This window comes from Phaeobacter sp. PT47_59, from assembly GCF_028890025.1.
Lineage (GTDB): Bacteria > Pseudomonadota > Alphaproteobacteria > Rhodobacterales > Rhodobacteraceae > Phycobacter.
Genome location: NZ_JARCJL010000007.1, coordinates 67,971 through 91,602, shown reverse-complemented (window position 1 = coordinate 91,602; position 23,632 = coordinate 67,971). Strand labels below are relative to the sequence as shown.

The following is a 23,632-nucleotide window of genomic DNA, read 5'->3' as shown; positions in this document are numbered from 1 at the left end:
GTGGATTTATGGGCTTTGCAGCGGTCGCCGGGGTGGCGCTGACGCAGATGTGAACGGCGCAGATTTTTCTTCGCCGCCGGGGGTGACGTCAGGCAATGCGCAGCTCGACAGCCCCGGCCCGCAAAGGTGCAGGCCGAGCGCTGATTCCCTGCCGGGCGCCGATGCCCGTGCAATGGGGGTGTGAGAGGGGCTTTAGGCGCCGGTGAAGGTGGCTTTGTACTGGTCGCGCAGGATGTTCTTCTGCACCTTGCCCATGGTGTTGCGTGGCAGCTCATCCAGCACCACCAGCTTGCGGGGATGCTTGAACCGCGCCAGCACGTCGCGCACCCTGTCCATGATGGCATCGGGGTCAGGCGCGGCGCCGGGTTCCGGCACGATGACGCCCAGGACAGTTTCTCCGAAATCCGGGTGCGGCACGCCGATCACCGCGCTTTCCAGCACGCCCGGCTGCTCGTCCAGCACCAGCTCGATCTCCTTGGGGTAGATGTTGTAGCCGCCCGAGATGATCAGGTCCTTGTTGCGCCCGACGATCTGAACATAGCCGTCCCTATCGATCAGCCCGAGGTCCCCGGTGATGAAGAACCCGTCGCTGCGCAGCTCGGCGGCGGTCTTTTCCGGCATCTGCCAGTAGCCCTTGAACACATTGGGGCCGCGCACCTCGATCTGGCCGATGTCGCCGTCCGGCAAGGTTGCGCCCGTGTCGGGATCGGTGATCTTCAACTCCACGCCCGGCAAGGGGAAGCCGACGGTGCCTGCACGCCGCTCGCCCTCGTAAGGGTTGGAGGTGTTCATATTGGTTTCCGTCATCCCGTAGCGTTCCAGGATGCGGTGACCGGTGCGCTCTTCGAATTGCACATGGGTTTCCGCCAATAGCGGCGCCGAGCCGGAAATGAACAGCCGCATATGCGCGGTCAGATCGCGGGTGAAACGCGGATCCCCCAGAAGACGCGTGTAGAAGGTCGGAACCCCCATCATCGTGCTGGCCTTTGGCAGATCCGCGATGATGGCGTCCAGATCGAACTTCGGCAGGAAGATCATCGACCCGCCCGCCGCCAGGGTCACGTTGCTGGCCACGAACAGCCCGTGGGTGTGAAAGATCGGCAAGGCGTGCAGCAGGACGTCGTCGGCCGTGAAGCGCCATTCGCTGACCAGGGTGCGGGCGTTGGACAGAAGGTTGTCCTGCGTCAGCATCGCCCCCTTGGAACGGCCCGTGGTGCCCGAGGTATAGAGAAAGGCGGCCAGATCATCGCCAGAGCGCGAAACCGTGGAGTAGGCCCTATCCTGGCCGCTCGCGGCCTCCATCAGGCTGCCGCTGCCATCGGCGCCAAGGGTCATCAGCTGCGCGTCCAGATCCTGTGCTACCGGCGTCAGCCCCTGCAGGCTAGCGCCATCGCAGACGATCATCCGCGCGCCGCTGTTGTCGATGAAATAGGTCAGCTCATCGACCGTGTAGGCGGTGTTGAGCGGCAGAAAGACCAGTCCGGCTTGGGCGCAGGCGGCATAAAGCGCCAGCGCCTCGGGGGATTTCTCGACCTGAACCGCCACGCGGTCGCCCGGCGCAAGGCCCTTGCCCGTCATCACATGGGCGATCTGTGCCGCCGTCTCGAGGAACTGTTGATGGGTGATCACCTGACCGTCCGGCAGATGCAGGAAGGCGGTGGATTTACCGGCATGGGCGCCAAACAGCCCGTCATAAAGGGGATTTGCCATGGTCTAGCTACTTTCCGTTTTCTGCAGCTGCGATGCGGCGGCCAGGGCGCGGACCTCAGCCGTTGCGGCCACTTTCTGGGTGGTGGCGAAGTGTTCGTGGTTCTGGGCGACCTTCTTGAGGTCATAAAGGTAGTTGACCATCGCGCCGCCCGACTGCGCGCGCCCCTTGTCCGAGGTATCCGCATCGGCGTGCACCGCGTGGACAATGGCGCCATTGCCAAGGTGGAACCGGGCGACCGGATCATAGGGCAGACCGCCGCGTCCCTTGGCCGACAGCAGGTAATGGGCGGCATCGGCCTTGACCCGCTCCGGATCACCGGGATCCCAGTCAAACCCTTCCTTTGCGATCCAGCTTGCCAGTCCCGGGATCGGGGAGAGGGTGACAAAGGTTTTCAGTCCCGCCAGCTCAGTCGCAAGATCGGCGGCGACCTGTTTGATCAGCGAATTGCCGAAGGAGATGCTGGCCAGTCCCGCCTGACAGTTGGAGATCGAATAGAACACCGCCGTATCCGCCTCATCCGCGGTCATCGGTGTGCGATCCTCGGCCAACAGCGCCTGAACAGAGCCTGGAATGCCCTTGGTCAGGGCCACTTCGACAAAGATCAGCGGCTCGTCCGGCATGGCGGGATGGAAGAAGGCAAAACAGCGCCTGTCCGCCGGTTGCAGCCTGCGGCGCAGGTCGTCCCAGCTGTCGATGGCATGTACCGCCTCATAGGCGATGATCTTCTCCAGGATATTGGCCGGGCTTTGCCAGTTGATCGGGCGCAGCACCAGGAAGCCCCGGTTGAACCAGGAGGCAAAGAGATGGCGGAAATCCTGATCCAGCGCCTCCAGTTCGGGGATGCCCCGCCCCAGCCGCAACAGATCCGCCCGCATCCGCACCAGGGCGCCGGTGGCGCCGGGCACGCGGTTCAGGCGGCGGATCAGCTCTTGGCGGCGGGGCTCCACCGCCGCCATGAAGGCACGATAGCTGTCTTTCGAAGGCGCTTGTTCGTAGGCGTCCAGGCCATTGCGCACCGCTTCGGGGTCGATGTTCAGCTGGGTGGCGATATGGGTGAAGAAGGCCAGCTTCTTTTCGTCCTCCAGCCGCTCAAAGCCCGAGATCACCTCTTGTGCCAGCATCAGGCCCGAGGTCTCCCCGGCGGAGCCGACCAGATCCTCGGCCAGTTCCGTGATCGGGCGGCTGTCCCTTTGCCCGCCCCCGGGCCACAGGTAGCGGCGTTCGAAGACGGTGGACAGAAGATCGGCCAGAAGGGTCACAGCGCCCCTCCCATCACCATGTTCGGCAGCCAGGTGGCAAGGCCGGGGAAGAGGCACAGCAGGATGATGGCGATCACCATGCAGGCCACGAAGGGCAGCGATCCCATCAGGATGGTCTTCAGCGAGATATCCGGCGCGATGCCGTTGATCACGTAAAGGTTCAGACCCACCGGCGGCGAGATCAGCCCGATCTCCATGTTGATGGTCAGCACCACGGCAAACCAGATCGGATCAAAGCCCGCGGTGGTGATGATCGGCAACAGGATCGGCGCCGCCATCAGGATCACTGCAACCGGCGGCAGGAAGAAGCCCGCGATCAACAGGAAGACATTGACCGCCCCCATCAAGACCCAGCGGTTCACATCCAGCGTGCCGATCCATTCGGCGATCGACTGGGTGATGAAGAGCGAACTCAGCATGTAGGAGAACACACCGGCGGCGGCGATGATGAAGAGGATCATCACCGATTCCTTGGTGCTGTCACGCAGCACCACCCAGATATCGCGCGGGTTCCACAGCTTGTAGATCACCATCGCAATCACGAGGCACAGCAGCGCACCCACGGCGGCGGTTTCCGACGGCGTCGCAACGCCGCCATACATCGCGTAAAGCACGCCAAGGATGATCAGAAGGAAGGGCACCACGCGGGGCAGGATCTCAAACCGCTGCGCCCAGGTATAGCTGCCCGACCCCAGCCGCTGCGTATCGCCCGAGCGCCAGGTGGAATAAAGCGACCATCCCATGAACAGACCGACGAGCATCAGCCCTGGAATGACGCCCGCCAGGAACAGACGCCCGATCGAGGTCTCGGTGGCGATGCCGTAGACGATCATGGTGACCGAGGGCGGGATCAGGATGCCGAGCGTGCCACCGGCGGCGATGGAGCCCGCAGCCACCCCGTCCGGGTAGCCGCGCTTGCGCATCTCGGGGATGCCCATCTTGCCGATGGCTGCGCAGGTCGCCGGAGAGGACCCCGACATCGCCGCAAACAGCGCGCAGGCGCCAAGGTTGGAGATTACCAGCCCGCCGGGCACCCGGGTCAGCCAGCGCTCCAGCGCCTCGTATAGGTCGGCACCCGCGCGGGTCGAGGCGATGGAGGATCCCATGATGATAAACATCGGGATCGACAGCAGGGCAAAATTATCAAGCTTTCCGAACAGGATCTCGGGCATCAACTCAAGGCTGCGCATGCCGTCGAAGGCGATCAGGAAGCCGGCCGAAACGATCAGCAGGCCAAGCGCGACCGAGACGCCGGAAAACAGCACGAGGATAGTGGCAAGGGCGACCAGCCCGCCCAGGATAAGAGGGTCCATGGCTCAGATCTCCAGGCCGAAGGGTTTGTCGGCGCCAATCAGCAGGGCCACGAGGTCGGCAATCAGCTGCAACAGGAACAGGGCGAAGCCGATGGGAATTGCAAGGTAGGGAATCCAGAGCCGCACGCCCCAGACCGTGTCAGAGCGCCAGCCGCGCTCCCAGGCGAAATGCCAGTATTCGAACCCGTACCACAGCATGATCGCCATGATGCCGATCGACAGGATCGAGGTGAGGATGGCGAGGAAAAACCGCGCCCGTGGCGGCAGCGAAATCGGGATCAGATCCACGTTCACATGGCCGCGCAGACGCTGCACGTAGGGCAACCCCACAAGGGTCGCTGCAATGACCAGATAGATCACCGCTTCGGTCTGCCAGACGGTGGAGCCGTTCAGCACGAAGCGCACGACGATCATCTGGCATGTGATGGCCACGGCGGCCACGATCATGGCGGCTGCGCACCAGCCTGCAAGGGTCGACAGGGCCGCAACGGCCCGCAGGAACGGATTGTTCCCGGTGTTTGCGATCCTGGCCGAGCTTTGTCCTGCCATTCCCGCCTCCTGAATTTCTTGGGTCTTTGGGGGGCAGAGCGGACATGGGTCCGCCCTGCCGGTTCAGATCACTCGACGGCGAGTGCCAGGTCGAGCAGCGCCTGCCCGTCCGCAACCTCATCCACGAATTTCTTGTAGGAGGTTTCCATCGCCAGCTTGCGCCAGGCCTCGAAATCATCCGCGCTCATCTGCGCGATTTCCACGCCCGCGTCGGCAAAGACCTTGGCCGAGGCCGCATCCTGCTTCTTGGCTTCTTCCAGGTAATAGGCTTCGGCCTTTTCGGCGGCGGCCCGCAGGGCGTTCTGCTGCGCTTCGCTCAGGCCCTCAAAGGTGGACTTGTTCATCAGCAGCGGCTGATACATGAACCACAGCGCCACATCGCCGGCCGGGGTGTAGCAGCTCACTTGCTCGTAGATCCGGTAGGAGACAAAGGACGAGGACGAGGTATTCGCGGCCTGCAGAACGCCGGTCTGCATGGCGTTGTAGATTTCAGACGACGCCATCGAGGCGATGGAGGCCCCGGCGCCTGCCAGCATCTGCTCGAACGACTTGCCGGCCGCGCGGGTCTGCAGGCCTTCGATGTCGGAGGGCTTGGTGATGCACTTGTCCTTGCCGGCAAAACCGCCCGCCAGGTAGCCATGCACCAGAACCATAACGTCGTCTTCGGCCATCTTGGCCTCAAGCGCGTCCATGAAGGGCGAATTGCTGAGCCGCGCGGCATGGTCATGGTTCTTCACCAGGCCGGGCATCAGTGTCAGGTTATAGGCGGGCTGCTGACCGCCGGCATAGCTGAGCGGCAGAACGGTCATGTCCAGCTGGCCCCGGCTGAGCGGTTTGTACTGCTCGCGCGGCTTGAACAGGGATTTGGAACCGAAGATCTTGATCTCCAGATCCACTCCGGCGGCGGCGACCTCATCCGCGACGATCTGTGCGACCTTGTGGCGGATGTCCTTGTTCGACCACTGGTGCGACAGGCGCAGCTCGGTGGCATTGGCCAGAACGGCCGACGACAGAAGCGCCGCGGTGGCGACCGCAGCTTTCAGCATGGTTTTCATTTTTTTCCTCCCAGAACTTCCGGCCTTTTGCTGGCCGGAGATGCCCAAACGTAAGCGGCATGTGTTTTTCAAGTCAATCTTTTTGTATACAAGAATGCAAATCTTGAATTTGGTCAGGCGGGGTGCTACTGCGAAAGAATGGGACAGCGGCGTGCAGACACAATCGCGGAAGAGCTGGAAGAGCGGATCTTTGACGGGACGTTCTCGGATGGCGACCGTCTGGACGAGGTGCGGCTGGCGCAGCAATTCGGCGTCTCCAGAACGCCGCTGCGCGAGGCGTTTCAGCGGCTTGCCCTGTCTGGCCTTGTCGAACTGATCCCGCGCCGGGGCGCCTTTGTGCGTCAGCCCGGGCCGGTGGAACTGATGGAGATGTTCGAGGTCATGGCCGAGCTGGAGGCCGTCTGCGGGCGCCTTGCGGGCAAGCGGATCTCGGATCGGGCCCTGGCCGAATTGAACGACGCCAATGCCAAATGCCAGGCTGCGCTCGCGGCGCAGGACAGCGATGCCTATTACGTGGAAAACGAACGCTTCCACCACATTCTTTACCGCGAATCGGGCAACAGTTTCCTGCAGCAGGAAGCCTGCAAGCTGCACAAGCGGTTGAAACCTTTCCGCCGCCAGCAGCTGCGCTTTCGCGGGCGCCTGGCGCAGTCCATGGCCGAGCATGAGGCCGTGGTGCAGGCCCTGACCCATGGCGACGGCGAAGCTGCGGCAGCGGTTTTGCGCGAACATGTGGCGGTGCAGGGCGAGAAGTTCCACACCCTGATGGCCAGCCTCAAAAGCGCAGCGGAATAGTCCCGCCCCTAGCCCCGCTTCTAGTCACGGTGATGCAGGATGCGTCCGATGGTGTTCATCAACAGCTGTGCGGCCAGGATCGAGGTGCAGCCCGTCGCGTCGTAATCCGGCGCCACTTCCACCAGATCAAGCCCGACGATATCGCCGTGCTGGGCCAGCGCATCTATGAACTCCAGAACCTCGTAATAGAGAAAACCGCCGTGGCTGGGCGTGCCGGTGCCCGGCGCGATTGAAGGGTCGAAGGCGTCGATGTCGATGGTCAGGTAGTAGCGTTCCCCGCGCGGGATTCGGTTGATCAGCGCTTCGGTGCCCATCGCACGCACATGGCGGACCGACTGGATGTCCGACCCCATGGCGCGGGCGGCGTCATAACCATCCTTTGCGGTGGAAGAGACATTGCGGATGCCGATCTGGGTCAGCCCGGTGACATAGGGCTTTTCGGCAGCGCGGCGCATCGGGTTGCCATGGCCATAGCGCACCCCGTGGCGTTCATCCACGAAATCGAGATGCGCATCGATCTGCACCACATGGATCGGATCCTGATCGTCAAAGGCATTGATGCAGGGGATATTGACCGAGTGATCGCCGCCCAGGACCACCGGCAGGGCGCCGGCCTCTAGGATCTTGCGCACGCCGTATTCGATATTGGCGTGGCTTTGCAGCGTGTCGGTGTGGATGATGTCGGCGTCCCCCAGATCCACGATGCTGACCTTTTCGGGATCCAGATAGGTGACGTCATCCTCGAAATCATAGGCGCCCGCATGGCCGAAACTGAACAGGGTCGAGGCCTCGCGGATGGCGCGCGGCCCCATGCGCGCGCCGGACCGCCACTGGGCACCGAAATCGAAGGGCGCGCCAAGCACGGCGGCATCGGCATCGATGGCGTTCCAATCCTCCACGTAAGGATATTTGCCAAAGGTGCAGATGCCGACGAAGGGCAGGTTCAGCCGCCCGCTGTCATATCCGTGTTTGCTCATGCCGCGCTCCCCATTGTCTTTGCAGCCAGTAAGGGGAAGCGGCGTGGCCCGGTCAAGCGCCGGGTTGCACCGCGTCCGGATGGGCGGCGGCAAAGGCCGGATGTCGGGCGCAGGCGGCCTCGACCGCCAAGAGGCGCGGCATGTCCGAGATATCCGCCTCCCAGCGGCGCGCGTTGTAGATCTGCGGCATCAGGCAGATATCGGCCAGACCGGGGGTGTCGCCGGTGCAATAGGGAGCTTGCTCGAACCCTGCCAGCAGGGCTTCGAACGCCTGCAGGCCGGGGCGGATGAAATGCTGCATCCAGGCCTTGGGCATATCCTCGCGCCCGCCGCTGATCTGCGTGGCGTGGCGGGCAACGGCCAGGTTGCAGACCGGGTGCAGATCGATTGCGATGGATTGCGCCAGTGCCTGCGCCTGCGCGCGCTTGGCGGGTTCTTTTGGGAGAAGGTTCAGATCGCGGGTCTGATCCAGATAATCAAGGATCGCCAAGGATTGCGTCAGCCGCAGCCCGTCGATCTCCAGCACCGGCACGAAACCCTGCGGGTTGCGCGCCAGATGTTCAGGGCTGCGTTGCTCTCCCTTCACCAGATCGACGGGGATGGATTGATAGTCGATCCCTGCCAGGTTCAGCGCAATGCGCAGCCGGTAGCTGGCCGAAGAGCGCCAGTAATCAAAAAGAACCACATCCGTCATTTTGCCTCTCCCTATATGAAACCGCACCCGAACGGGCCGGGTGCGGTCTGTCATTTTGTGCCCGAGGATCAGGCCTTGTTCAATTCCTTGGCGTGCAGCCAGTCGGCGTGCTGGGGGGCCTTCTTGGTCTTGGACCATTCCTCCAGCATCTCCCATTTCACCGCGTCCAGCTTTTTCAGAAGCGCATCTTCTTCCGGATCGGGGCAGGCCAGTTCCACCCGGTGCCCGTTGGGGTCGAAGAAGTAGATCGAGTGGAAGATCGAGTGATCCGTCACACCCAGCACCTCAACCCCGTTGGCTTCAAGATGTTCCTTGAACTCGATCAGGGTCGCGCGGTCCTTCACCTTGAAGGCGATGTGCTGCACCCATTCCGGGGTGTTCAGATCGCGGCCCATCTCGGGCTTGGTGGGCAGCTCGAAGAAGGCCAGCACATTGCCGTCGCCTGCATCCATGAAGACATGCATGTAAGGATCGGGTTCATGGGTCGATGGCACGTGATCCTCGGCAATCGCCAGGACAAAGTCCATCTTCAGCATGGTGTTGTACCACTCCACCGTTTCTTTGGCGTCCTTGCAGCGGTAGGCGACGTGGTGGATTTTCTCGATTTTCACTTGCTCTCCTCCGAGGGCTGAAGCGCGGCTGCCGCCAGCGCCTGTTTCAGGATTGCGCGTTTCCCGATGTGATTGGACAGGACCAGAACCAGCCGCGCATTGAGCGCGTCGCTCTCGGTCTTGCTGAGGCCTTCGTGCACGGCCAGAAGATCGGCGTAGAAATCATCTGCGCCATCGATGTTCGGGGTCAGGATCAGTTGGTCGGACATCGCTGTTACTCCTTGCCCACGGCGCGGCGGATGGCGGCGCGGAACTGGTTGTCGTCATAGGTAGAGCGGCGCGCGGCCACGTGCTGATCCGGGCGGATCAGGTAGACGCCGCTGTCATTGTCGCCGAGATACCGTTCCTTCAGCGCCAGGGTGCGGTCGTCCTTCACGGACAGCGCCAGGCGGGTGACTTCGATACCGTCTTCCTCGATCACATCGGGGGCTTCGGCGTCGATGGTCAGAAGGGTGAACTTGTCCGCCAGTTTTGGCAGCAGGAATTCATCGCCAAGCGGCGCATCGGGGCAGGGGGAGCCGGGGCGGGTGCGCGCGGGCCCATCCTGCAGCGCATCGGCTGAATTCAAGGTAGAGCCGTCATAGGTACAGGGCACCGACAGGCGGCCCGAGTTCACCAGGGGACGGGCAAATTCATGATGCTCGCTGAGGTCCAGAACCGCATCGCGCAACACGCGGGACATTTCCGATTTCGGGGTGATGAAATCGGTGGAGCGGCTGGAATTCAGGATATTCTCATCGGCGCCGTGGATGCGCTCCTGATCGTAGCTGTCCAGCAGGCTTTCGGGCGCCTTGCCCTCCATCACCAGTTTCAGCTTCCAGCAGAGGTTGTCGGTGTCCTGCAGGCCCGAGTTCGCACCGCGCGCGCCAAAGGGAGAGACCTGATGCGCGGCGTCGCCGGCAAAGATCACCCGGCCATGGCGGAACTTCTCCATGCGGCGGCACTGGAAGGTGTAGATCGACACCCATTCCAGTTCGAACTTCACGTCCTCGCCCAGCATTTCCTTGAGGCGCGGGATCACATTCTCGGGGCGCTTTTCACGCTCCTTGTCGATGTCCCAGCCCAGTTGCAGATCGATGCGCCAGACGCCATCGGGTTGCTTGTGCAGCAGCGCCGACTGGCCCTTGTTGAAGGGCGGGTCGAACCAGAACCAGCGTTCGGTGGGGAAGTCGGCATCCATGATCACATCGGCGATCAGGAAGTTGTCTTCAAAGACGCGGCCGACAAAATCCAGCCCCAGCATGGTCCGGGTCGGGGAGCCTGCGCCATCACAGGCGATCAGCCAGTCGGCTTCGATGTTGTACGATCCTTCGGGCGTGTCGATTTCCAGCGTCACGTGATCGGGGTGGGTGCCGATGGCCGAGACCTTGTTGCGGCCGCGGATCTCAATCGGGGCGCCTTCGGCTTGCAGCTCCTTGACCCGGTTCACCAGGTACTCTTCAAAGTAGTACTGCTGCAGGTTGATGAAGGCGGGGCGCTGGTGGCCTTCTTCGGGCAGCAGGTTGAAATCATAGACCTGGCGGTCGTCAAAGAAGACCTTGCCGATGTTCCACTGCACGCCCTTGTCGACCATCGGCTGGCCACAGCCAAGGCGATCAAGAATTTCCAGCGGGCGCTTGGCAAAGCAGATCGCGCGGGAGCCGAAGCTGACCTTGTCGTTGTCATCCAGGATCACCGCCTCGATGCCCTGCTGGGCCAGGTCGATGGCGGCGGCAAGGCCGATGGGGCCTGCGCCAATGATCACCACCTTGCGCCGCACCGGCGCCGGGGCGTCCTGATCCGCATGGCGTTCATACGGGTACAGGGGCACTTCAAAGATCTTGTTCATCTGGTGTCCTCCCAAATGGTGCCGATTGGCACAGCTTCTCTGTTTCCCGGCCCTGTGATCAGGCCGGGAGGCTATGGTCATCGTTTCATGTCTTTTTGCGGGCCGGTACGATCTGGATCAAACCGGCCTACAGGTTGGATGGAACCTGGGGCTCCGCCCGTTCGGCCCTGAAACCATCCCTTGGGACGGTTTCCAAGACGGGCCTCACCCCTGCAAAGCTTCCCACATTTCCAGATCGCGCTGGGCGGTCCAGATGCGGGGGGTGTCGATGCCGCGGGCCTCGTCATAGGCGCGGGCGACGTTGAAGGGCAGGCAGTGTTCGTAGATCGCGTAGTCCTTGAACTTGGGATCGCATTCCTCGCGTACCGCGTCCCAGGCTTCTTTCAGGGTGCCGTTGCGGGCAGCCACACGGGCGGCGGGGCGGTAGGTGCTTTCGACGAAGTCGCGGGTGTTCTCGATGGCGGCGTTGACCATCTCCTTGCCAACCAGCGCATCGCCCCGGCCCGGCGCGATGGCGTCCACGTCGAAGGATTTGATGGCGTCCAGCGTGTCACCCCAGTCGCTGAAGTGACCGTCGCCGCAGTAGCAGGCCGAGTGGTATTCCACGATGTCGCCGGTGAACATGACGTTCTGGTCCGGCACGTGGATCACGATATCGCCCGCCGTATGAGCGCGGCCGAGGTGCATCAGATCAACGCGACGGTTGCCCAGGTAGATGGTCATATCTTCCGAGAAGGTGGTGGTCGGGTAGGTCAGGCCCGGAATGCTTTCGTGGCCTTCGAACAGGCGCGGGAAACGCTGGAACTCACTGTCCCAGTCTTCCTGGCCGCGTTCCACGACCATGGCGCGGGCGGCATCGCCCATGATGATCTGCTGCGCGCCAAAGGCCGAAGCGCCCAGTACCCGCACCGCGTGATAGTGGGTCAGCGCCACATGGGTGATCGGCTTGTCCGTGACCGAACGCACGCATTCGATCACCTTGTTGGCCAGACGCGGGGTCGCCTGCGCCTCGACGATCATCACGCTATCGTCGCCGATGATCACGCCCGAGTTCGGATCGCCCTCGGCGGTGAAGGCGTAAAGCCCCTCGCCCACCTCGGTGAAGCTGATCTTCTTTTCCGTCATGTCGCCTTGCGACGCGAATGCCTTTGCCATGTGTTCAGTCCTTTTGCGGTGGGCCGAAGACCGCGCGTTAGGGGCGGACTTCGGTGCCAGTGTTTCTTGAGGTTGCGCTTAGCGCTTGTAAGGGTCGTCCAGCGCGGGCAGCACCTTGCCCACACAGTCGCCAAAGCCGATCATGTAGCCGTCGCCCTTGGCCGCACCCTTCAGGGTCAGCGTGTCGCCATCGACGATGAAGGAGCGCTCTTCGCCGGTCTCCAGCGTCAGCGGCTCCTTGCCGCCCCAGCTGAGTTCCAACAACGAGCCACGGCTTTCCTTGGTCTCACCGGAAATGGTGCCGGAGCCCAGGAGGTCACCGGAATTCATCGGGCAGCCCGAGGTGCTGTGATGCGCCAGTTGCTGCGCGGCGGAGTAGTACATCTCTTTGTAGTTGGTGCGCGCGATGGTGGTTGCCTCCTTGCCTTCGGGCGCCATGGTGACCTCAAGGTCGATGTCATAAAGCATCGGCCCGCAGTCCTTGATGTGGTCCAAGAGCTCCACTTCGCGTTCCGGCGTGTCGCAGCGGAAGGGCTCCAGTGCTGCCTTGGTCACGATCCAGGGGCTGATGGTGGTGGCGGTCGCCTTGGCCTGAAACGGGCCAAGCGGCTGGTATTCCCAGGCCTGGATATCGCGCGCGGACCAGTCGTTGAGCAGCACGTAGCCAAAGATATTGGCGTCGGCCTCGGCCACGGTGATCGGGCCTTCGGAAGGGGTGCCGACGATGGCGCCCATTTCCAGCTCGATATCAAAGCGCGCGCAGGGCGCCCAGCGGGGGGCGTCGTCATTCGGGCCTTTCAGCTGGCCCCAGGGGCGGCGCACATCGGTGCCGGAGACCACGACGGACGACGCGCGGCCATTGTAGCCGATCGGAATATGCAGCCAGTTCGGCGGCAGCGCGTTTTCCGGGCCGCGGAACATGGTGCCGACGTTCACGGCGTGGTTCTTGCCCGCGTAGAAGTCGGTGTATTCGCTGACCATCACCGGCATGTGCAGCTCGGCGTCCTTCATCGGCACCAGGAGCGGCTCGACCTTGGCCTGTTCGGCAGCACCTTCGGACAGCAGTGCGATCAGCCGTTCGCGCAGGGCAGCCCAGACGGCGGGGCCTTCTTCCATCAGGTCGTTCCAGAAGGGCACTTCGAACAGGGCGTAGTCGGTCAGATCGATGAGACCCGCCTCTTCGGCGGCCTGCATGTCGAGGATCATGTCACCAATGGCGACGCCGCAGCGGGGGTCTTCTTCTCCAACGGAGAAGACGCCATAGGGCAGGTTGTTCAGCGGAAAGGGCGTGTCGGCGGAATTGGCCGAGGCGACCCAGGATTTCAAAAGGGGCATGGTGTCTCCCAAGTGTTATGTGCGGGCGCCGGGATCACCCCGGCGCTGAAAACGGCTATGGCTACAGGCTTACTTCAGGCCCGGCGTGCCGTCGAATTTCTTTTCGATGTCGGACCAACAGTCGATGTAATCGTCCTGCAGCGGCGCCTCCTTGGCGGCGAATTCGGTCAGGTGCTGCGGGAAGCGGGTCTCGAACATGAAGGACATGGTGTTTTCCAGCTTCTCCGGCCCGAGGTTCGAGTTCGACGCGCCTTCGAATGCGTTCTTGTCCGGCCCGTGCGGCAGCATCATGTTGTGCAAGCTCATGCCGCCGGGGATGAAGCCCTGGGGTTTCGCATCGTACTGGCCGTAGATATTGCCCATCAGCTCGGACATGATGTTTTTGTGATACCAGGGCGGACGGAAGGTGTTCTCGGCCACCATCCAGCGCTCGCGGAACAGCACGAAGTCGATATTGGCGGTGCCCGGCTGCCCCGAGGGCGCGGTCAGCACGGTGAAGATCGAGGGATCCGGGTGGTCGAACAGGATGGCGCCGACCGGGCAATAGGTGCGCAGGTCGTATTTCACCGGCGCGTAGTTGCCGTGCCAGGCGACCACGTCCAGCGGCGAATGACCGATCTTGGTTTCGTGGAACTGGCCGCACCATTTGATCGTCACGGTCGAGGGCACTTCGCGGTCCTCGAACGCCGCCACTGGCGCCTTGAAGTCGCGCGGGTTGGCCATGCAGTTGGCGCCGATGGGGCCACGGCCCGGCAGTTCGAACTTCTGACCGTAGTTTTCGCAGACGAAACCGCGCGCGGGGCCTTCCAGAACCTCGACCCGATACAGCAGACCACGCGGCAGGATGGCGATCTCTTTCGGCTCCAGATCGATGATGCCGAGTTCGGTGCAGAAGCGCAGGCGGCCTTCTTGCGGCACGACCAAGAGCTCACTGTCGGCCGAGAAGAAATAGCTGTCCGTCATCGACTCGGTCACCAGATAGACATGGCTTGCCATGCCGACCTGGGTGTTCACATCGCCGGCGGTGGTCATGGTGCGCATGCCGGTGAGCCAGGTCAGAGCCTCGCCGCCGTGGGCGACCGGATCCCAGCGGTACTGGCCGAGCGAGGTCACATCGGGATCGACGCAGGGTGCGGATTTCCAATAGGGCAGGTCGATCTTTTCATAGCGGTGAGAATGCTTCACCGAGGGGCGGATGCGGTAGCACCAGGTGCGTTCGACGCGTTCGGCGGTGAAGGCGGTGCCGCTCAGCTGTTCGCCATAAAGACCGTAGTTGCATTTCTGCGGGCTGTTCATGCCTTCGGGCAGGGCGCCGGGCAGGGCCTCGGTTTCGTAGTCATTGCCAAAGCCGGGCATATAGCCCTCATGCGGGCCCGCAAGCGACGGGGCCTGGATCATTTCGTGCGGATGTACAGGACGATTCATGGCGCGTTCCTCCTTTTCTGCTTGTCGGGGTAATAGTTGTTTTTGTAACTAACAAGGGCAAGGAGACCCAAATGCCCGAAAAAGATGATTTCCTTTTGCAGGATTTCCTGCCCTTCCTGCTGAACCGCGCGGCCGAGGAAAGCTCGCTCGCGTTTCAGTCCTACTACAAGAATCGCTATGGGATGCTGCGCAATGAATGGCGGGTTCTGTTCCATCTTGGCACCTATGGCACCATGACGGCCAAGGACATCGGCCAGCGGGCAAAGATCCACAAGACCAAGATCAGCCGCGCCGTGGCCAAGCTGAGCGAGCGGCGTTTCATCACTCGCAGTCGCGACGAAAGCGATCGCCGGTCAGAGCATCTGCAACTAACCCCGGCAGGAGAGGCCGCCTATCGTGACCTGCGCGGACAGGCGGCCAGCTATGACAAACAGCTGGCCGATCGGTTCTCGACGGAAGAAGAGCAGCTGTTGCGGCGGATGCTGCGGCAGTTGGCAGGGATCGAGCCATAGACATTTGCGCAAGGGGTGCCCAGATGACAGGGCACAGCCTCATGTGACCAGAGCGAAGGAGCGCCTGATGCAGCAGCCGGATACCCGTACCCTAGCCCTGATCACCTGGCTGGCAGAGCAGGGGCTGCGTTGCCAGGACCGGCAGGTCTTCCTCAACGGGTTCTGCGAGCAACTGATCAATGTGGGCGTGCCCTTGCTGCGGTTTCACCTGGCGCAGCGGGCCTTCCATCCGAAATTCGGCGGTATCGGCTTCAACTGGACACGCAACGAGGGCATTTCACAGGAGCACTACGAGCACCGGGAGGCGCCAAGGGAGATCTGGCTGCAAAGCCCGCTGTTCCACCTGCTGTCCCGGGATCTGGAGGAATTCCGCTCTGACCTGAATGCCGAGGACCGACAGAGGTTTCCGATATTGGAAGAGCTGCGTCGGCGCGGTGCGACCGACTATCTGGCGCAGGGGCTGCGGTTCTCTGACGAAGAAGGCCCGGTGGATCCCTACCATCCCTCCGAGGGCGTGTTGTTTTCCTGGAGCAGCGATCACCCGGATGGGTTTTCCGATGCGGATCTTGCGCTTTTGCGCTCTGTCGCGCCGCATATGGGGCTGGCGTTGAAATCCATGTCCAACCGGCAGATGGCCAGCGATCTGTTGCAGGTCTACCTGGGGCGCGACGCGGGACGGCGGGTCCTGTCGGGAGAGATCCAGCGCGGATCGTCGGACCGGATCAACGCGGTGATCTGCCTTTTCGATCTCAAGGGGTTCACCAGCCTGGCTGAACAGCTGCCCGGACCCGAGGTGATCGATATGCTGAACGATTACTTCGGGATCGCCGTGGCCGTGATCCAGGCGCATGGCGGCAATATCCTGAAGTTCATGGGCGATGGCATGCTGACCATGTTCAACCTTGGCTCCATCGCGCAGGATGCCAAGGCAGCGCTGGATGCGGCAGCTGAGCTGCGCACGAAGATCGGCGCCCGCAATGACGCGCGGACAAAGGCCGGATTGCCCGCCCCGGATTTCACCCTGGCCCTGCACGCGGGCGATATTCTTTACGGCAATATCGGCGCCCAGAACCGGCTGGATTTCACCGTGATCGGCCCGACCGTGAACCAGACAGCCCGGATTGCCGGGCTGCACCATTCGGTCGGGCAAAGCGTGATCCTGTCCCAGGAGGTGCAGCGCGCGGGCGCTGACGCCGGGCATGATCTGGTCTCGCTGGGCCGCTACATGCTGCGCAGCGTGCCCGAACCGATCGAACTGTTCACGATCTACGAAGGGTCTGAGACCCCGCGGTAGGGCCTAGATATTGACCTCGACACCGGGCAGGTTCAGCTCTTTCATCATGTCGCGCAGCTCCTGACGGGCAGCGATGTTGGAGATGTTGAGCTGCTTGATGCCGATATCCTTGAGATCCAAGAGCGTCAGCCCGCGCGGGAACAATTCGCGGAAGATCACCCGTTCGGAAAAGCCGGGGGCGACGCGGAAGCCGATGCGCTTGGACAGCATGTTGATGGCGCGTTCCATCTTTTCCTTGTTGACCATGCGCTGGGTGCCGACGCGGTTGCGGATCACGATCCAGTCGATCGGCTTCAGCCCGGCCTGGGCGCGCAGCTGGCGGGCGTTCCAGACCATCTCGGAATAGACCGAGGGGCCGGTGATCTTCTCGCCCTTCTCGTCGGTGTGGGCCAGAAGGTCGAAATCCACGAAACTGTCGTTGAGCGGCGTGATCAGCGTATCGGCCAGCGAATGGGCCACCTGGCTGAGCCGGGTATGCGATCCGGGGCAGTCGATCAGGATGAAATCCATGTCCGGCTCCAGGCTGGAGACGGCGGCCGACAGGCGGTGATCGTAGATGTTTTCGCCCGGCTGCAGGCTGTCGGGGTCAATGTCGGGCAGCTCGTGCAGCTCGACGATGGGCAGCTCCAGCCCTTCCTGCTTCATGAAGGCCTTGCGGTTTTCCAGATACCGCCCCATCGAGCGCTGCCGCAGGTCCAGATCCAGCGCGGCCACCTTGTGGCCCATCCGGGCCAGGGCGGTTGCCACATGCATGGAGACGGTGGATTTGCCCGCACCGCCCTTTTCGTTGCCGACGACAATGATATGCGCCATTCAGTGATCCCTCTGGTTCCCCGCGCGCCCGGCGCGATTTTCTGCGGACTATAGCCAGAGCCCGAATCATTGAAAAGCGCAGAACCGCCTTAATTAGAGCCTGATCGGCGGCAGCTACAGCATCAGCCATAACAAAAACGCCGCCCGGTGGGGCGGCGTTTTCTTGATACCAGCAGGTGCTGTGGCTGATTAGAAGCCCAGACCTTCGTATTTCTTCTTGAACTTGGACACGCGGCCACCAGCGTCCATCAGGCGGGTCGAACCGCCGGTCCATGCGGGGTGCACGGAGGGGTCGATGTCCAGCGACAGCTGGTCGCCTTCCTTGCCCCAGGTGGAGCGCATCTTGATGATGGTGCCATCGGTCATCTTGACGTCGATGAAGTGGTAATCGGGATGGGTGTCGGCTTTCATGATACCACTCCTTATGCTTTGGTTTTGTAGTTTGCGTCTTCGGCGATACGGGCAGATTTGCCGCGGCGCGAACGCAGGTAGTACAGCTTGGAACGACGCACGCGGCCACGGCGCACGACGGTGATGCTGTCGATGTTGGTCGAATGCAGCGGGAACACACGCTCCACGCCTTCGCCAAAGGAAATCTTGCGGACGGTGAAAGAACCGGCGATGCCCGAACCATTCTTGCGGCTGATGCAGACGCCTTCGTAGTTCTGGACGCGCGAACGCGAGCCTTCGGTCACTTTGTAGCCGACGCGGATGGTGTCACCGGCTTTGAAATCGGGGATCTCTTTCCCCAGGGCGGCGATCTGTTCCGCCTCCAGCTGTGCGATCAGGTCCATCTGATCATCTCCTAATATTTGCTCGTGGTTTGGCCCACGAAGATTTGCGCGTCCTGAGAGCTCTTGGTCTTCATCGGGTCCCGCGATGTGCAGCCCGCCAGAGGTCAGATCGTCCGTTCCTTTTAGGTTCGCTCCTGCGCGGCGCTGAGGGGGTCGAAGAAGACCGGTCAGAAGGTGCCGTGCATTGCAAAACGACTCGGGTTCGCAAAAGCGAATCCAAGTAGGCGGTCTCTAGGGGAAATGCGCGCCCGGATCAAGAGGCAGCTGCGTAATGCCCCTGCGCAGTCACTGCCTGTGCAGCAGGGCCCCGTAGAAGTTGATGCCACGCTCCAGGTTTTCGATCGACAGGCGCTCGTTGGTGCCGTGGATGCGGGGCAGATCAGACCCGGTGACCTTGAAGGGATTGATGCGATAGGCATCCCGCGCTGCCTTGCCATAGTGGCGCGCATCGGTGGCGGCAATGGTCAGGCCTGGAACCGTGGCCAGCGGGCCAAAGGCGTCCAGGATCGAGCTGCGAATCTGACCATAGCCTTCGGCCTTGGAAGAGGACACCGGCGAGGCCGGGTTGGCCAGCGCGGCATCGTAGCGGATTTCCACCTTGGGATCGTCGATGGTGCTGCGGACATGCTCCACCACGTCCTCGATACTGTCGCGCGGATGGATGCGGAAATTGATCTTGGCAGAGGCTTCGGCGGCCAGGACGTTTTCCTTGCTCGACCCGGTCAGCATGGTGGGGGCGGTGGTGGTGCGCAGCATGGCATCCGTCGAGGGCGATCCCGACAGCAGATGTTCAAGCAGGGGATTGAACAGCCAGCGATTGGCAAAGACCACCCGCTGCCCCATCGGGAAATGCTGACCAAGCGCGTCAAAGAATTCTTCCGAAATGCCATTCAGCCCGCCGGGCACCGGGTTGGCCTGCAGCCGTTCCACCGCGCGGGCGATGCGCCCCACGGCAGTGACACGCGGCGGCATCGAGGAATGCCCGCCTTCCGATTGGGCGACCAGCTCCAGCGTGACATAGCCTTTTTCAGACAGGTTGATGCTGGCCACCGGTTGCTCCAGTCCCGGGATGATCTTGTCGAGCACAAAGGAGCCTTCATCCAGCATCCAGTCCAGCTCGACGCCCTGCTTCTTCAGATGCAGGGCCACGGCCATTGCGCCTAGGCCGCCCACTTCTTCGTCGCCGCCAAAGCTGAAGTAGACCGTGCGTTTGGGGGTGAAGCCCTGGGTGATCAAATGTTCGGCCGCCGTGAGCAGGGCGATGGCGGCGCCTTTGTCATCCAGCGTGCCGCGGCCCCAGACAAAGCCATCCGCGATGGTGCCAGAAAAGGGCTCATGCTCCCACAGGTCGTGGGATCCGGGCGCGATCGGGACCACGTCATAATGGGCGGCCAGCAGGATCGGGGCCAGGTCAGGGTCACTGCCCTGCCAGGTGTAGAGCGGTGTTTTGCGCGCCAGCAGATCCCGCGACATGGTCTGATGCACCGCCGGGTAGCGCTCCTGCAGGAAGCCGAGGAAGGCATCAAAATCGGGATGGGTCAGATCGGGCGAGACGGTTTGGAACCGCACCGCTTGCGACAGGCTGGCCGTGGCCTGCTCGATGTCAGCCCCCAGATCAAAGATCTCGGCATTCTCTGGCAAGGGCTCCGGGGCATAGCGCAGGGTGTTCACCGTTAGCACGGCCCCCAGCAGCACGAATGCAATGGCCAGTCCCGCCAGATGCCGTTTCACAAACCGCAACATCTTGACCCTCTCCCCGTTTGGATTTGAGTCTCATGATGGCGGCATCGGGCCGTTCTGTCGCCCCTGACGAGGCGTCAACGCCCCGCGACAGCTTGGAAGACCTGCCGGGCTGCGCAAGCCCGTCGTATCAAGCAAAACACCCCCGATGCTGTGGTCGGGGGTGTTTTTATATCTGTGCTCTGCGCGCCTGGATCAGGCGGTCTGATCGTCCACCGCGGCGTCGGGGGCGTTCTTCTTGACCGACTCGATGCCATTGTCACGGCCCGAGGCACTGGTATAGCTCTGCGAGGTGCCGATCACCTGGCCGTTGGTGGCCTTGAGGTTGAACATGAATTTCCCGGCAGAGGTTTCCTTGCGCTCGTAGCGCGCATCCTCGGGGGCGTTCTTCTTGACCGAGGCGATGCCGTTTTCGGCGCTGGCCTTCTGCTTGTAGCCTTCGCTGGCCAGGATGTTCTCGCCGTTGCCCGCCTTCAGACGAAAGCGGAACTCGCCAGCCTTGTCTTCATAAAGTTCAAATTTCCCAGCCACCTTATGACCTCCTGTCATCATAAAAACTCAAGGTAGAGATAAGCACGGCTTGGCCTTCACGGCAACGGCTTCCAAGGGGAAAAGCCGGGCTGGGACATCAGGAAGGATGACCAGAGGTCAGCTTTCGTCCCGCTTGCGGCTGTAGCTTTCCCACAGGTCGGGGCGGCGCGCCTTGGTGATCTCTTCGCTCATCTGGTGGCGCCACTCGGCGATCTTGCCGTGGTGGCCGGACATCAGGATCTCGGGGATCTCGCGGCCCTTCCATTCGGCGGGGCGGGTGTATTGCGGATGCTCCAGAAGCCCGGAGGAAAAGCTCTCTTCCTCGGTCGAGGCCTGGTTGCCAAGAACGCCGGGGATCAGCCGCACCGTGGCATCGATCAGCGCCTGGGCGGCGATCTCGCCGCCGGTCATGACGAAATCGCCAAGGCTGACCTCCTGGATGCCGTAATGCTCCAGCACCCGTTCGTCGACCCCCTCGAAGCGGCCACACAGAAGCGTCATGCCATCGCAGCGCGCGAGGTTCTGCATCATCTTCTGATCCATCCGGCGCCCGCGCGGCGACAGGTAGATCAGCGGCCAGTTGCCGCGCGTGCCTTCCATCGCGTGTTCGATCGCATTGCCCAGCACATCGGGGCGCAGCACCATGCCCGCACCGCCGCCCGCAGGGGTGTCATCCACGTTGCGATGCTTGCCGACGCCGAACTGGCGCAGATCGATGGTTTCCAGCTGCCACAGCCCCTCCTGCAGGGCCTTGCCGGTCAGGCTTTCACCCAGCACACCGGGAAAGGCGCTGGGAAACAGCGTCAGGATCTTCGCCTTCCACACGCCCGCCAGATCCGGCGTCGGGGTCATCAGCTCGCGCGGCTTCAGGGTCGGGCGGATCGCCTTGCGGCCATGAGATTTGGCGGGAGGCTGTGCCGACGTGGGTTTGGAAGGGGTGTCGCTCATTGCGGATCTGCCATCTGTGAACGGGGTGTGCCGGTCCTATAACGCCCATGTGCCGGGTTTGAAACCGCGGGCGCGAAGACCGGCTCAGAACAGGCCTTCGGGCGGGTCGGCGATGATACGGCCCTGCTCCAGGTCCACCGTGGGTACCGCCGCGAGGGTAAAGGGCAGAAGAACCGTGGTCTTCAACCCGGCTCCATGCAGTTCGAGCAGGTCCGAGGCGCCGTGGTTCTGCACCGATTTCACCCGGCCCAGAAGCGTGCCGCCGGTGTCATAGACCTCCAGACCGATCAGATCGGCGTGGTAGTATTCGTCATCCGGCAGGCTGGGCAGGCGATCGCGCGGGGCAAACAGGCGCAGGCCTTTCAGGGCATCGGCCTGCTCCTTGGTCTCCACGCCGCTCAACCGGGCGGTAAAGCCGTTCTTGATCGCCGCGGTCAGCGTGACCGTGAAACTGCGGCTGCCATCCTCGGAACTGAGCGCACCATAGGTCTCGATGTCTTCGGGAATGGAGCAAAAGCTCTTCAGGCGCACCTCGCCGCGCACCCCAAAGGCGCCTGCCACCGCGCCGACGCAGATCAGATCGCTCATGGGAAAATCCTGTATGGCTGTTGATTGCTGGCCGAATTCATTCCACACTATCTGGGCTATTGGATCTTTTTTCACAAGATCTAGTTTATGGCGGGTGTCGGGCTGGCAGCACCGACGGTCCTATGCTTGCCACAAGTCTTGTATGCGAATGTAGATTTTCCGGATTTTACGGTGCACACCGCGCAAGAGGTCGGCGATGCAGGTTGCTGTTTCGGTTCTACCCCATCTTGATCTGGCCTATATCCAGTATCGCGGCCGCTTTGCCGTTGCCGACCTGCCGCGCGTGGCCGAGGCGGTGAACAAGATCGAAGGCTACTCGGACATGGGGGCGACCTTTGACGACATGAGCCTGGTCACAGACATGGATATCGGCTTTGCGGATCTCAGCAATGTTGCGCGGCTGACCTCGGAACGCCTGTGGGCTCAGGGGCGCGTGTTGCGCTCGGCGATCTGGGCGCCTACGGATCTCAGCTTTGGACTGGCGCGGATGTATCAGATGGCCTCGGCTATGCGCGGCAATCTGGAGGTGGAGGTCAGTGCCGATCAGGCCAGCTGCCTGGCATGGCTGGGCCTTGATTTCATATCCATCGATGAGCTGCTGAATGGGGCGCGGGTCGTGGTGCTGCCCGAACAGGCCTAGCGCGTCTCGATGACCAGGGATGCGGCGCGGCTTTCCCAGCCCTTCTGTTCCAATTCAGGCGTGTCGACCTCGGTGACTTCCGGATGACCGATGCAGAAATAGCCGACCAGTTGCCAGCCTTCGGGGGCGTTCAGGTCGCGGTTCAACTGCGCGGGGTCCAGGACCGAGACCCAGCCCAGGCCCAGCCCTTCGGCGCGCAAGGCCAGCCAGACCAGGGTGATGGCCGAGACCACCGAATAGCGGCGCATCTCGGGCATGCTGCCCGCGCCAAGGCCATGGCCCTTGGTCGTGGTGTCGTCGCAATAGACGGCCAGCTGCACGGGCGCCTCGCGCATCCCCGACAGCTTCAGCCCGGCATAGCGTTCCGCCTGTGCGCCCGAATAGCCCTGCAGGGCTTCGGCATTGGCGGCCTCGAAATTCTTCAACGCGGCGGCGCGGGCGACTTCACTGGTGATGCGAAGGATGCGCCAGGGTTCGCTGAGGCCCACTGAAGGCGCCAGTGAAAACGCAGAGAGGCAGCGCGCAAGCACTGCCTCATCCACTGGATCAGTGCGAAACCGGCGCACATCGCGCCGGAGCCGCATCAACCGGTCCAATTCGCTGCGGAAGCCTTCGGGGAACGCGCCCTCTGTGACGGTATCCCGCAGCGTCATGGTCTTATTCCGCGTCGGCGGGTGCTTCTGCTGCTTCAGCCGCTTCGGCAGCCTTGGCGGCTTTTTCTTCAGCGCGCTCCTGGGCTTTCTTGCCGGGGACGGCTTTCTGCGGGTTGTTGCGCTCTTTCTTTTCCAGAACGCCAGCCGCTTCGAGCATGCGGGACACGCGGTCGGTGGGCTGGGCGCCCTTGTCGAGCCATGCCTTGATCGCGTCGACGTCCATTTTCACGCGCTCTTCGCTGTCTTTGGGCAGCAGCGGGTTGTAGGTGCCGAGCTTCTCGATGAAGCGGCCGTCGCGGGGCATGCGGCTGTCGGCAGCCACGATGCGGTAGAAGGGACGCTTTTTCGAGCCGCCGCGGGCCAGACGGATTTTCATTGCCATGGGTTCAGTCTCCTTTGATGGCGTTGACCG

Annotated in this window: 26 protein-coding genes; 4 read left to right on the top strand and 22 right to left on the bottom strand. The window is 62.5% G+C overall.

Annotated elements, in window-relative coordinates:
• Positions 1-192: 192 nt before the first annotated feature.
• The 5 genes from PXK01_RS08585 to dctP form a co-directional block, all read right to left on the bottom strand.
• A complete protein-coding gene (locus PXK01_RS08585) occupies positions 193-1,710 on the bottom strand; it encodes a malonate--CoA ligase (RefSeq protein ID WP_274859652.1) in 1,518 nt (505 codons plus the stop codon).
• A 3-nt stretch (positions 1,711-1,713) separates the two neighbouring features.
• Entirely contained in the window at positions 1,714-2,970 is a 1,257-nt protein-coding gene (locus PXK01_RS08580; RefSeq protein ID WP_274859651.1) for a malonyl-CoA decarboxylase, read from the bottom strand.
• Positions 2,967-4,283 carry a TRAP transporter large permease gene (locus tag PXK01_RS08575; protein WP_274859650.1) on the bottom strand — a complete coding sequence of 439 codons (1,317 nt, stop codon included), beginning with the start codon at positions 4,281-4,283 and terminating at the stop codon, positions 2,967-2,969. The genes PXK01_RS08580 and PXK01_RS08575 overlap by 4 nt, the downstream gene beginning before the upstream one ends.
• A gap of 3 nt (positions 4,284-4,286) precedes the next feature.
• Positions 4,287-4,832 carry a TRAP transporter small permease gene (locus tag PXK01_RS08570; protein ID WP_274847611.1) on the bottom strand — a complete coding sequence of 182 codons (546 nt, stop codon included), beginning with the start codon at positions 4,830-4,832 and terminating at the stop codon, positions 4,287-4,289.
• Positions 4,833-4,900: 68 nt separating this feature from the next.
• Positions 4,901-5,887 carry a TRAP transporter substrate-binding protein DctP gene (gene dctP / locus PXK01_RS08565; protein ID WP_274847612.1) on the bottom strand — a complete coding sequence of 329 codons (987 nt, stop codon included), beginning with the start codon at positions 5,885-5,887 and terminating at the stop codon, positions 4,901-4,903.
• Positions 5,888-6,025: 138 nt separating this feature from the next.
• On the opposite strand from dctP, the gene PXK01_RS08560 reads away from it, so the two are divergent.
• Entirely contained in the window at positions 6,026-6,682 is a 657-nt protein-coding gene (locus PXK01_RS08560) for a GntR family transcriptional regulator (RefSeq protein ID WP_274859649.1), read from the top strand.
• Positions 6,683-6,702: 20 nt separating this feature from the next.
• Here the strand turns inward: PXK01_RS08560 and speB are convergent, their stop codons facing one another.
• From speB to hmgA, 8 genes are all read right to left on the bottom strand, one after another.
• Positions 6,703-7,659, bottom strand: coding sequence for an agmatinase (gene speB / locus PXK01_RS08555; RefSeq protein WP_274847614.1), 957 nt, complete (start codon positions 7,657-7,659; stop codon positions 6,703-6,705).
• Positions 7,660-7,711: 52 nt separating this feature from the next.
• Positions 7,712-8,353, bottom strand: a complete 642-nt coding sequence (gene maiA / locus PXK01_RS08550; protein ID WP_274859648.1) for a maleylacetoacetate isomerase — start codon at positions 8,351-8,353, stop codon at positions 7,712-7,714.
• Positions 8,354-8,421: 68 nt separating this feature from the next.
• Positions 8,422-8,964: a VOC family protein gene (locus PXK01_RS08545; RefSeq protein WP_274847616.1), complete on the bottom strand. Its 543-nt coding sequence runs from the start codon at positions 8,962-8,964 to the stop codon at positions 8,422-8,424.
• Positions 8,961-9,173, bottom strand: a complete 213-nt coding sequence (locus PXK01_RS08540; RefSeq protein ID WP_274847617.1) for a DUF2783 domain-containing protein — start codon at positions 9,171-9,173, stop codon at positions 8,961-8,963. The genes PXK01_RS08545 and PXK01_RS08540 overlap by 4 nt, the downstream gene beginning before the upstream one ends.
• Positions 9,174-9,178: 5 nt before the next feature.
• Positions 9,179-10,792, bottom strand: coding sequence for an FAD-dependent oxidoreductase (locus tag PXK01_RS08535; protein ID WP_274859647.1), 1,614 nt, complete (start codon positions 10,790-10,792; stop codon positions 9,179-9,181).
• Between the two features lie 204 nt (positions 10,793-10,996).
• Positions 10,997-11,947, bottom strand: coding sequence for an MBL fold metallo-hydrolase (locus PXK01_RS08530; protein WP_274847619.1), 951 nt, complete (start codon positions 11,945-11,947; stop codon positions 10,997-10,999).
• 78 nt (positions 11,948-12,025) lie between these two features.
• The gene (fahA, locus tag PXK01_RS08525; protein ID WP_274859646.1) at positions 12,026-13,282 is read right to left on the bottom strand and encodes a fumarylacetoacetase; all 1,257 of its coding nucleotides are present in this window, start codon (positions 13,280-13,282) and stop codon (positions 12,026-12,028) included.
• A 69-nt stretch (positions 13,283-13,351) separates the two neighbouring features.
• Positions 13,352-14,707 (bottom strand): homogentisate 1,2-dioxygenase, encoded by a 1,356-nt coding sequence (gene hmgA / locus PXK01_RS08520; protein ID WP_274847621.1) that lies wholly within the window; start codon positions 14,705-14,707, stop codon positions 13,352-13,354.
• A 71-nt stretch (positions 14,708-14,778) separates the two neighbouring features.
• On the opposite strand from hmgA, the gene PXK01_RS08515 reads away from it, so the two are divergent.
• Together PXK01_RS08515 and PXK01_RS08510 are read left to right on the top strand one after the other, a co-directional pair.
• The gene (locus tag PXK01_RS08515; protein WP_274859645.1) at positions 14,779-15,219 is read left to right on the top strand and encodes a MarR family winged helix-turn-helix transcriptional regulator; all 441 of its coding nucleotides are present in this window, start codon (positions 14,779-14,781) and stop codon (positions 15,217-15,219) included.
• Positions 15,220-15,286: 67 nt separating this feature from the next.
• Positions 15,287-16,513: an adenylate/guanylate cyclase domain-containing protein gene (locus PXK01_RS08510; protein WP_274859644.1), complete on the top strand. Its 1,227-nt coding sequence runs from the start codon at positions 15,287-15,289 to the stop codon at positions 16,511-16,513.
• 3 nt (positions 16,514-16,516) lie between these two features.
• On the opposite strand, the gene PXK01_RS08505 is transcribed toward PXK01_RS08510, so the two are convergent.
• From PXK01_RS08505 to rimM, 7 genes are all read right to left on the bottom strand, one after another.
• The gene (locus PXK01_RS08505) at positions 16,517-17,326 is read right to left on the bottom strand and encodes a division plane positioning ATPase MipZ (protein ID WP_274847624.1); all 810 of its coding nucleotides are present in this window, start codon (positions 17,324-17,326) and stop codon (positions 16,517-16,519) included.
• A gap of 189 nt (positions 17,327-17,515) precedes the next feature.
• Positions 17,516-17,737, bottom strand: a complete 222-nt coding sequence (rpmE, locus tag PXK01_RS08500) for a 50S ribosomal protein L31 (protein ID WP_065271573.1) — start codon at positions 17,735-17,737, stop codon at positions 17,516-17,518.
• Positions 17,738-17,748: 11 nt separating this feature from the next.
• Complete coding sequence (gene rplS / locus PXK01_RS08495; RefSeq protein ID WP_274847625.1) at positions 17,749-18,120, bottom strand: 50S ribosomal protein L19; 372 nt, start codon at positions 18,118-18,120, stop codon at positions 17,749-17,751.
• A gap of 285 nt (positions 18,121-18,405) precedes the next feature.
• Positions 18,406-19,863 carry a M20 family peptidase gene (locus PXK01_RS08490; protein ID WP_274859643.1) on the bottom strand — a complete coding sequence of 486 codons (1,458 nt, stop codon included), beginning with the start codon at positions 19,861-19,863 and terminating at the stop codon, positions 18,406-18,408.
• 192 nt (positions 19,864-20,055) lie between these two features.
• Positions 20,056-20,391 carry a YegP family protein gene (locus PXK01_RS08485; RefSeq protein WP_274847627.1) on the bottom strand — a complete coding sequence of 112 codons (336 nt, stop codon included), beginning with the start codon at positions 20,389-20,391 and terminating at the stop codon, positions 20,056-20,058.
• A gap of 117 nt (positions 20,392-20,508) precedes the next feature.
• Entirely contained in the window at positions 20,509-21,339 is an 831-nt protein-coding gene (gene trmD, locus PXK01_RS08480; protein ID WP_274859642.1) for a tRNA (guanosine(37)-N1)-methyltransferase TrmD, read from the bottom strand.
• Positions 21,340-21,423: 84 nt separating this feature from the next.
• Entirely contained in the window at positions 21,424-21,927 is a 504-nt protein-coding gene (gene rimM, locus PXK01_RS08475) for a ribosome maturation factor RimM (protein ID WP_274859640.1), read from the bottom strand.
• A 196-nt stretch (positions 21,928-22,123) separates the two neighbouring features.
• Between rimM and PXK01_RS08470 the strand changes: the two genes are divergently transcribed.
• A complete protein-coding gene (locus PXK01_RS08470; RefSeq protein ID WP_274847630.1) occupies positions 22,124-22,567 on the top strand; it encodes a hypothetical protein in 444 nt (147 codons plus the stop codon).
• Here the strand turns inward: PXK01_RS08470 and bluB are convergent.
• Positions 22,564-23,220, bottom strand: coding sequence for a 5,6-dimethylbenzimidazole synthase (gene bluB / locus PXK01_RS08465; RefSeq protein ID WP_274859639.1), 657 nt, complete (start codon positions 23,218-23,220; stop codon positions 22,564-22,566). The two genes, PXK01_RS08470 and bluB, sit on opposite strands and share 4 nt — an antisense overlap.
• A 4-nt stretch (positions 23,221-23,224) precedes the next feature.
• Positions 23,225-23,602: a 30S ribosomal protein S16 gene (rpsP, locus tag PXK01_RS08460; protein ID WP_274859638.1), complete on the bottom strand. Its 378-nt coding sequence runs from the start codon at positions 23,600-23,602 to the stop codon at positions 23,225-23,227.
• Positions 23,603-23,632 lie beyond the last annotated feature (30 nt).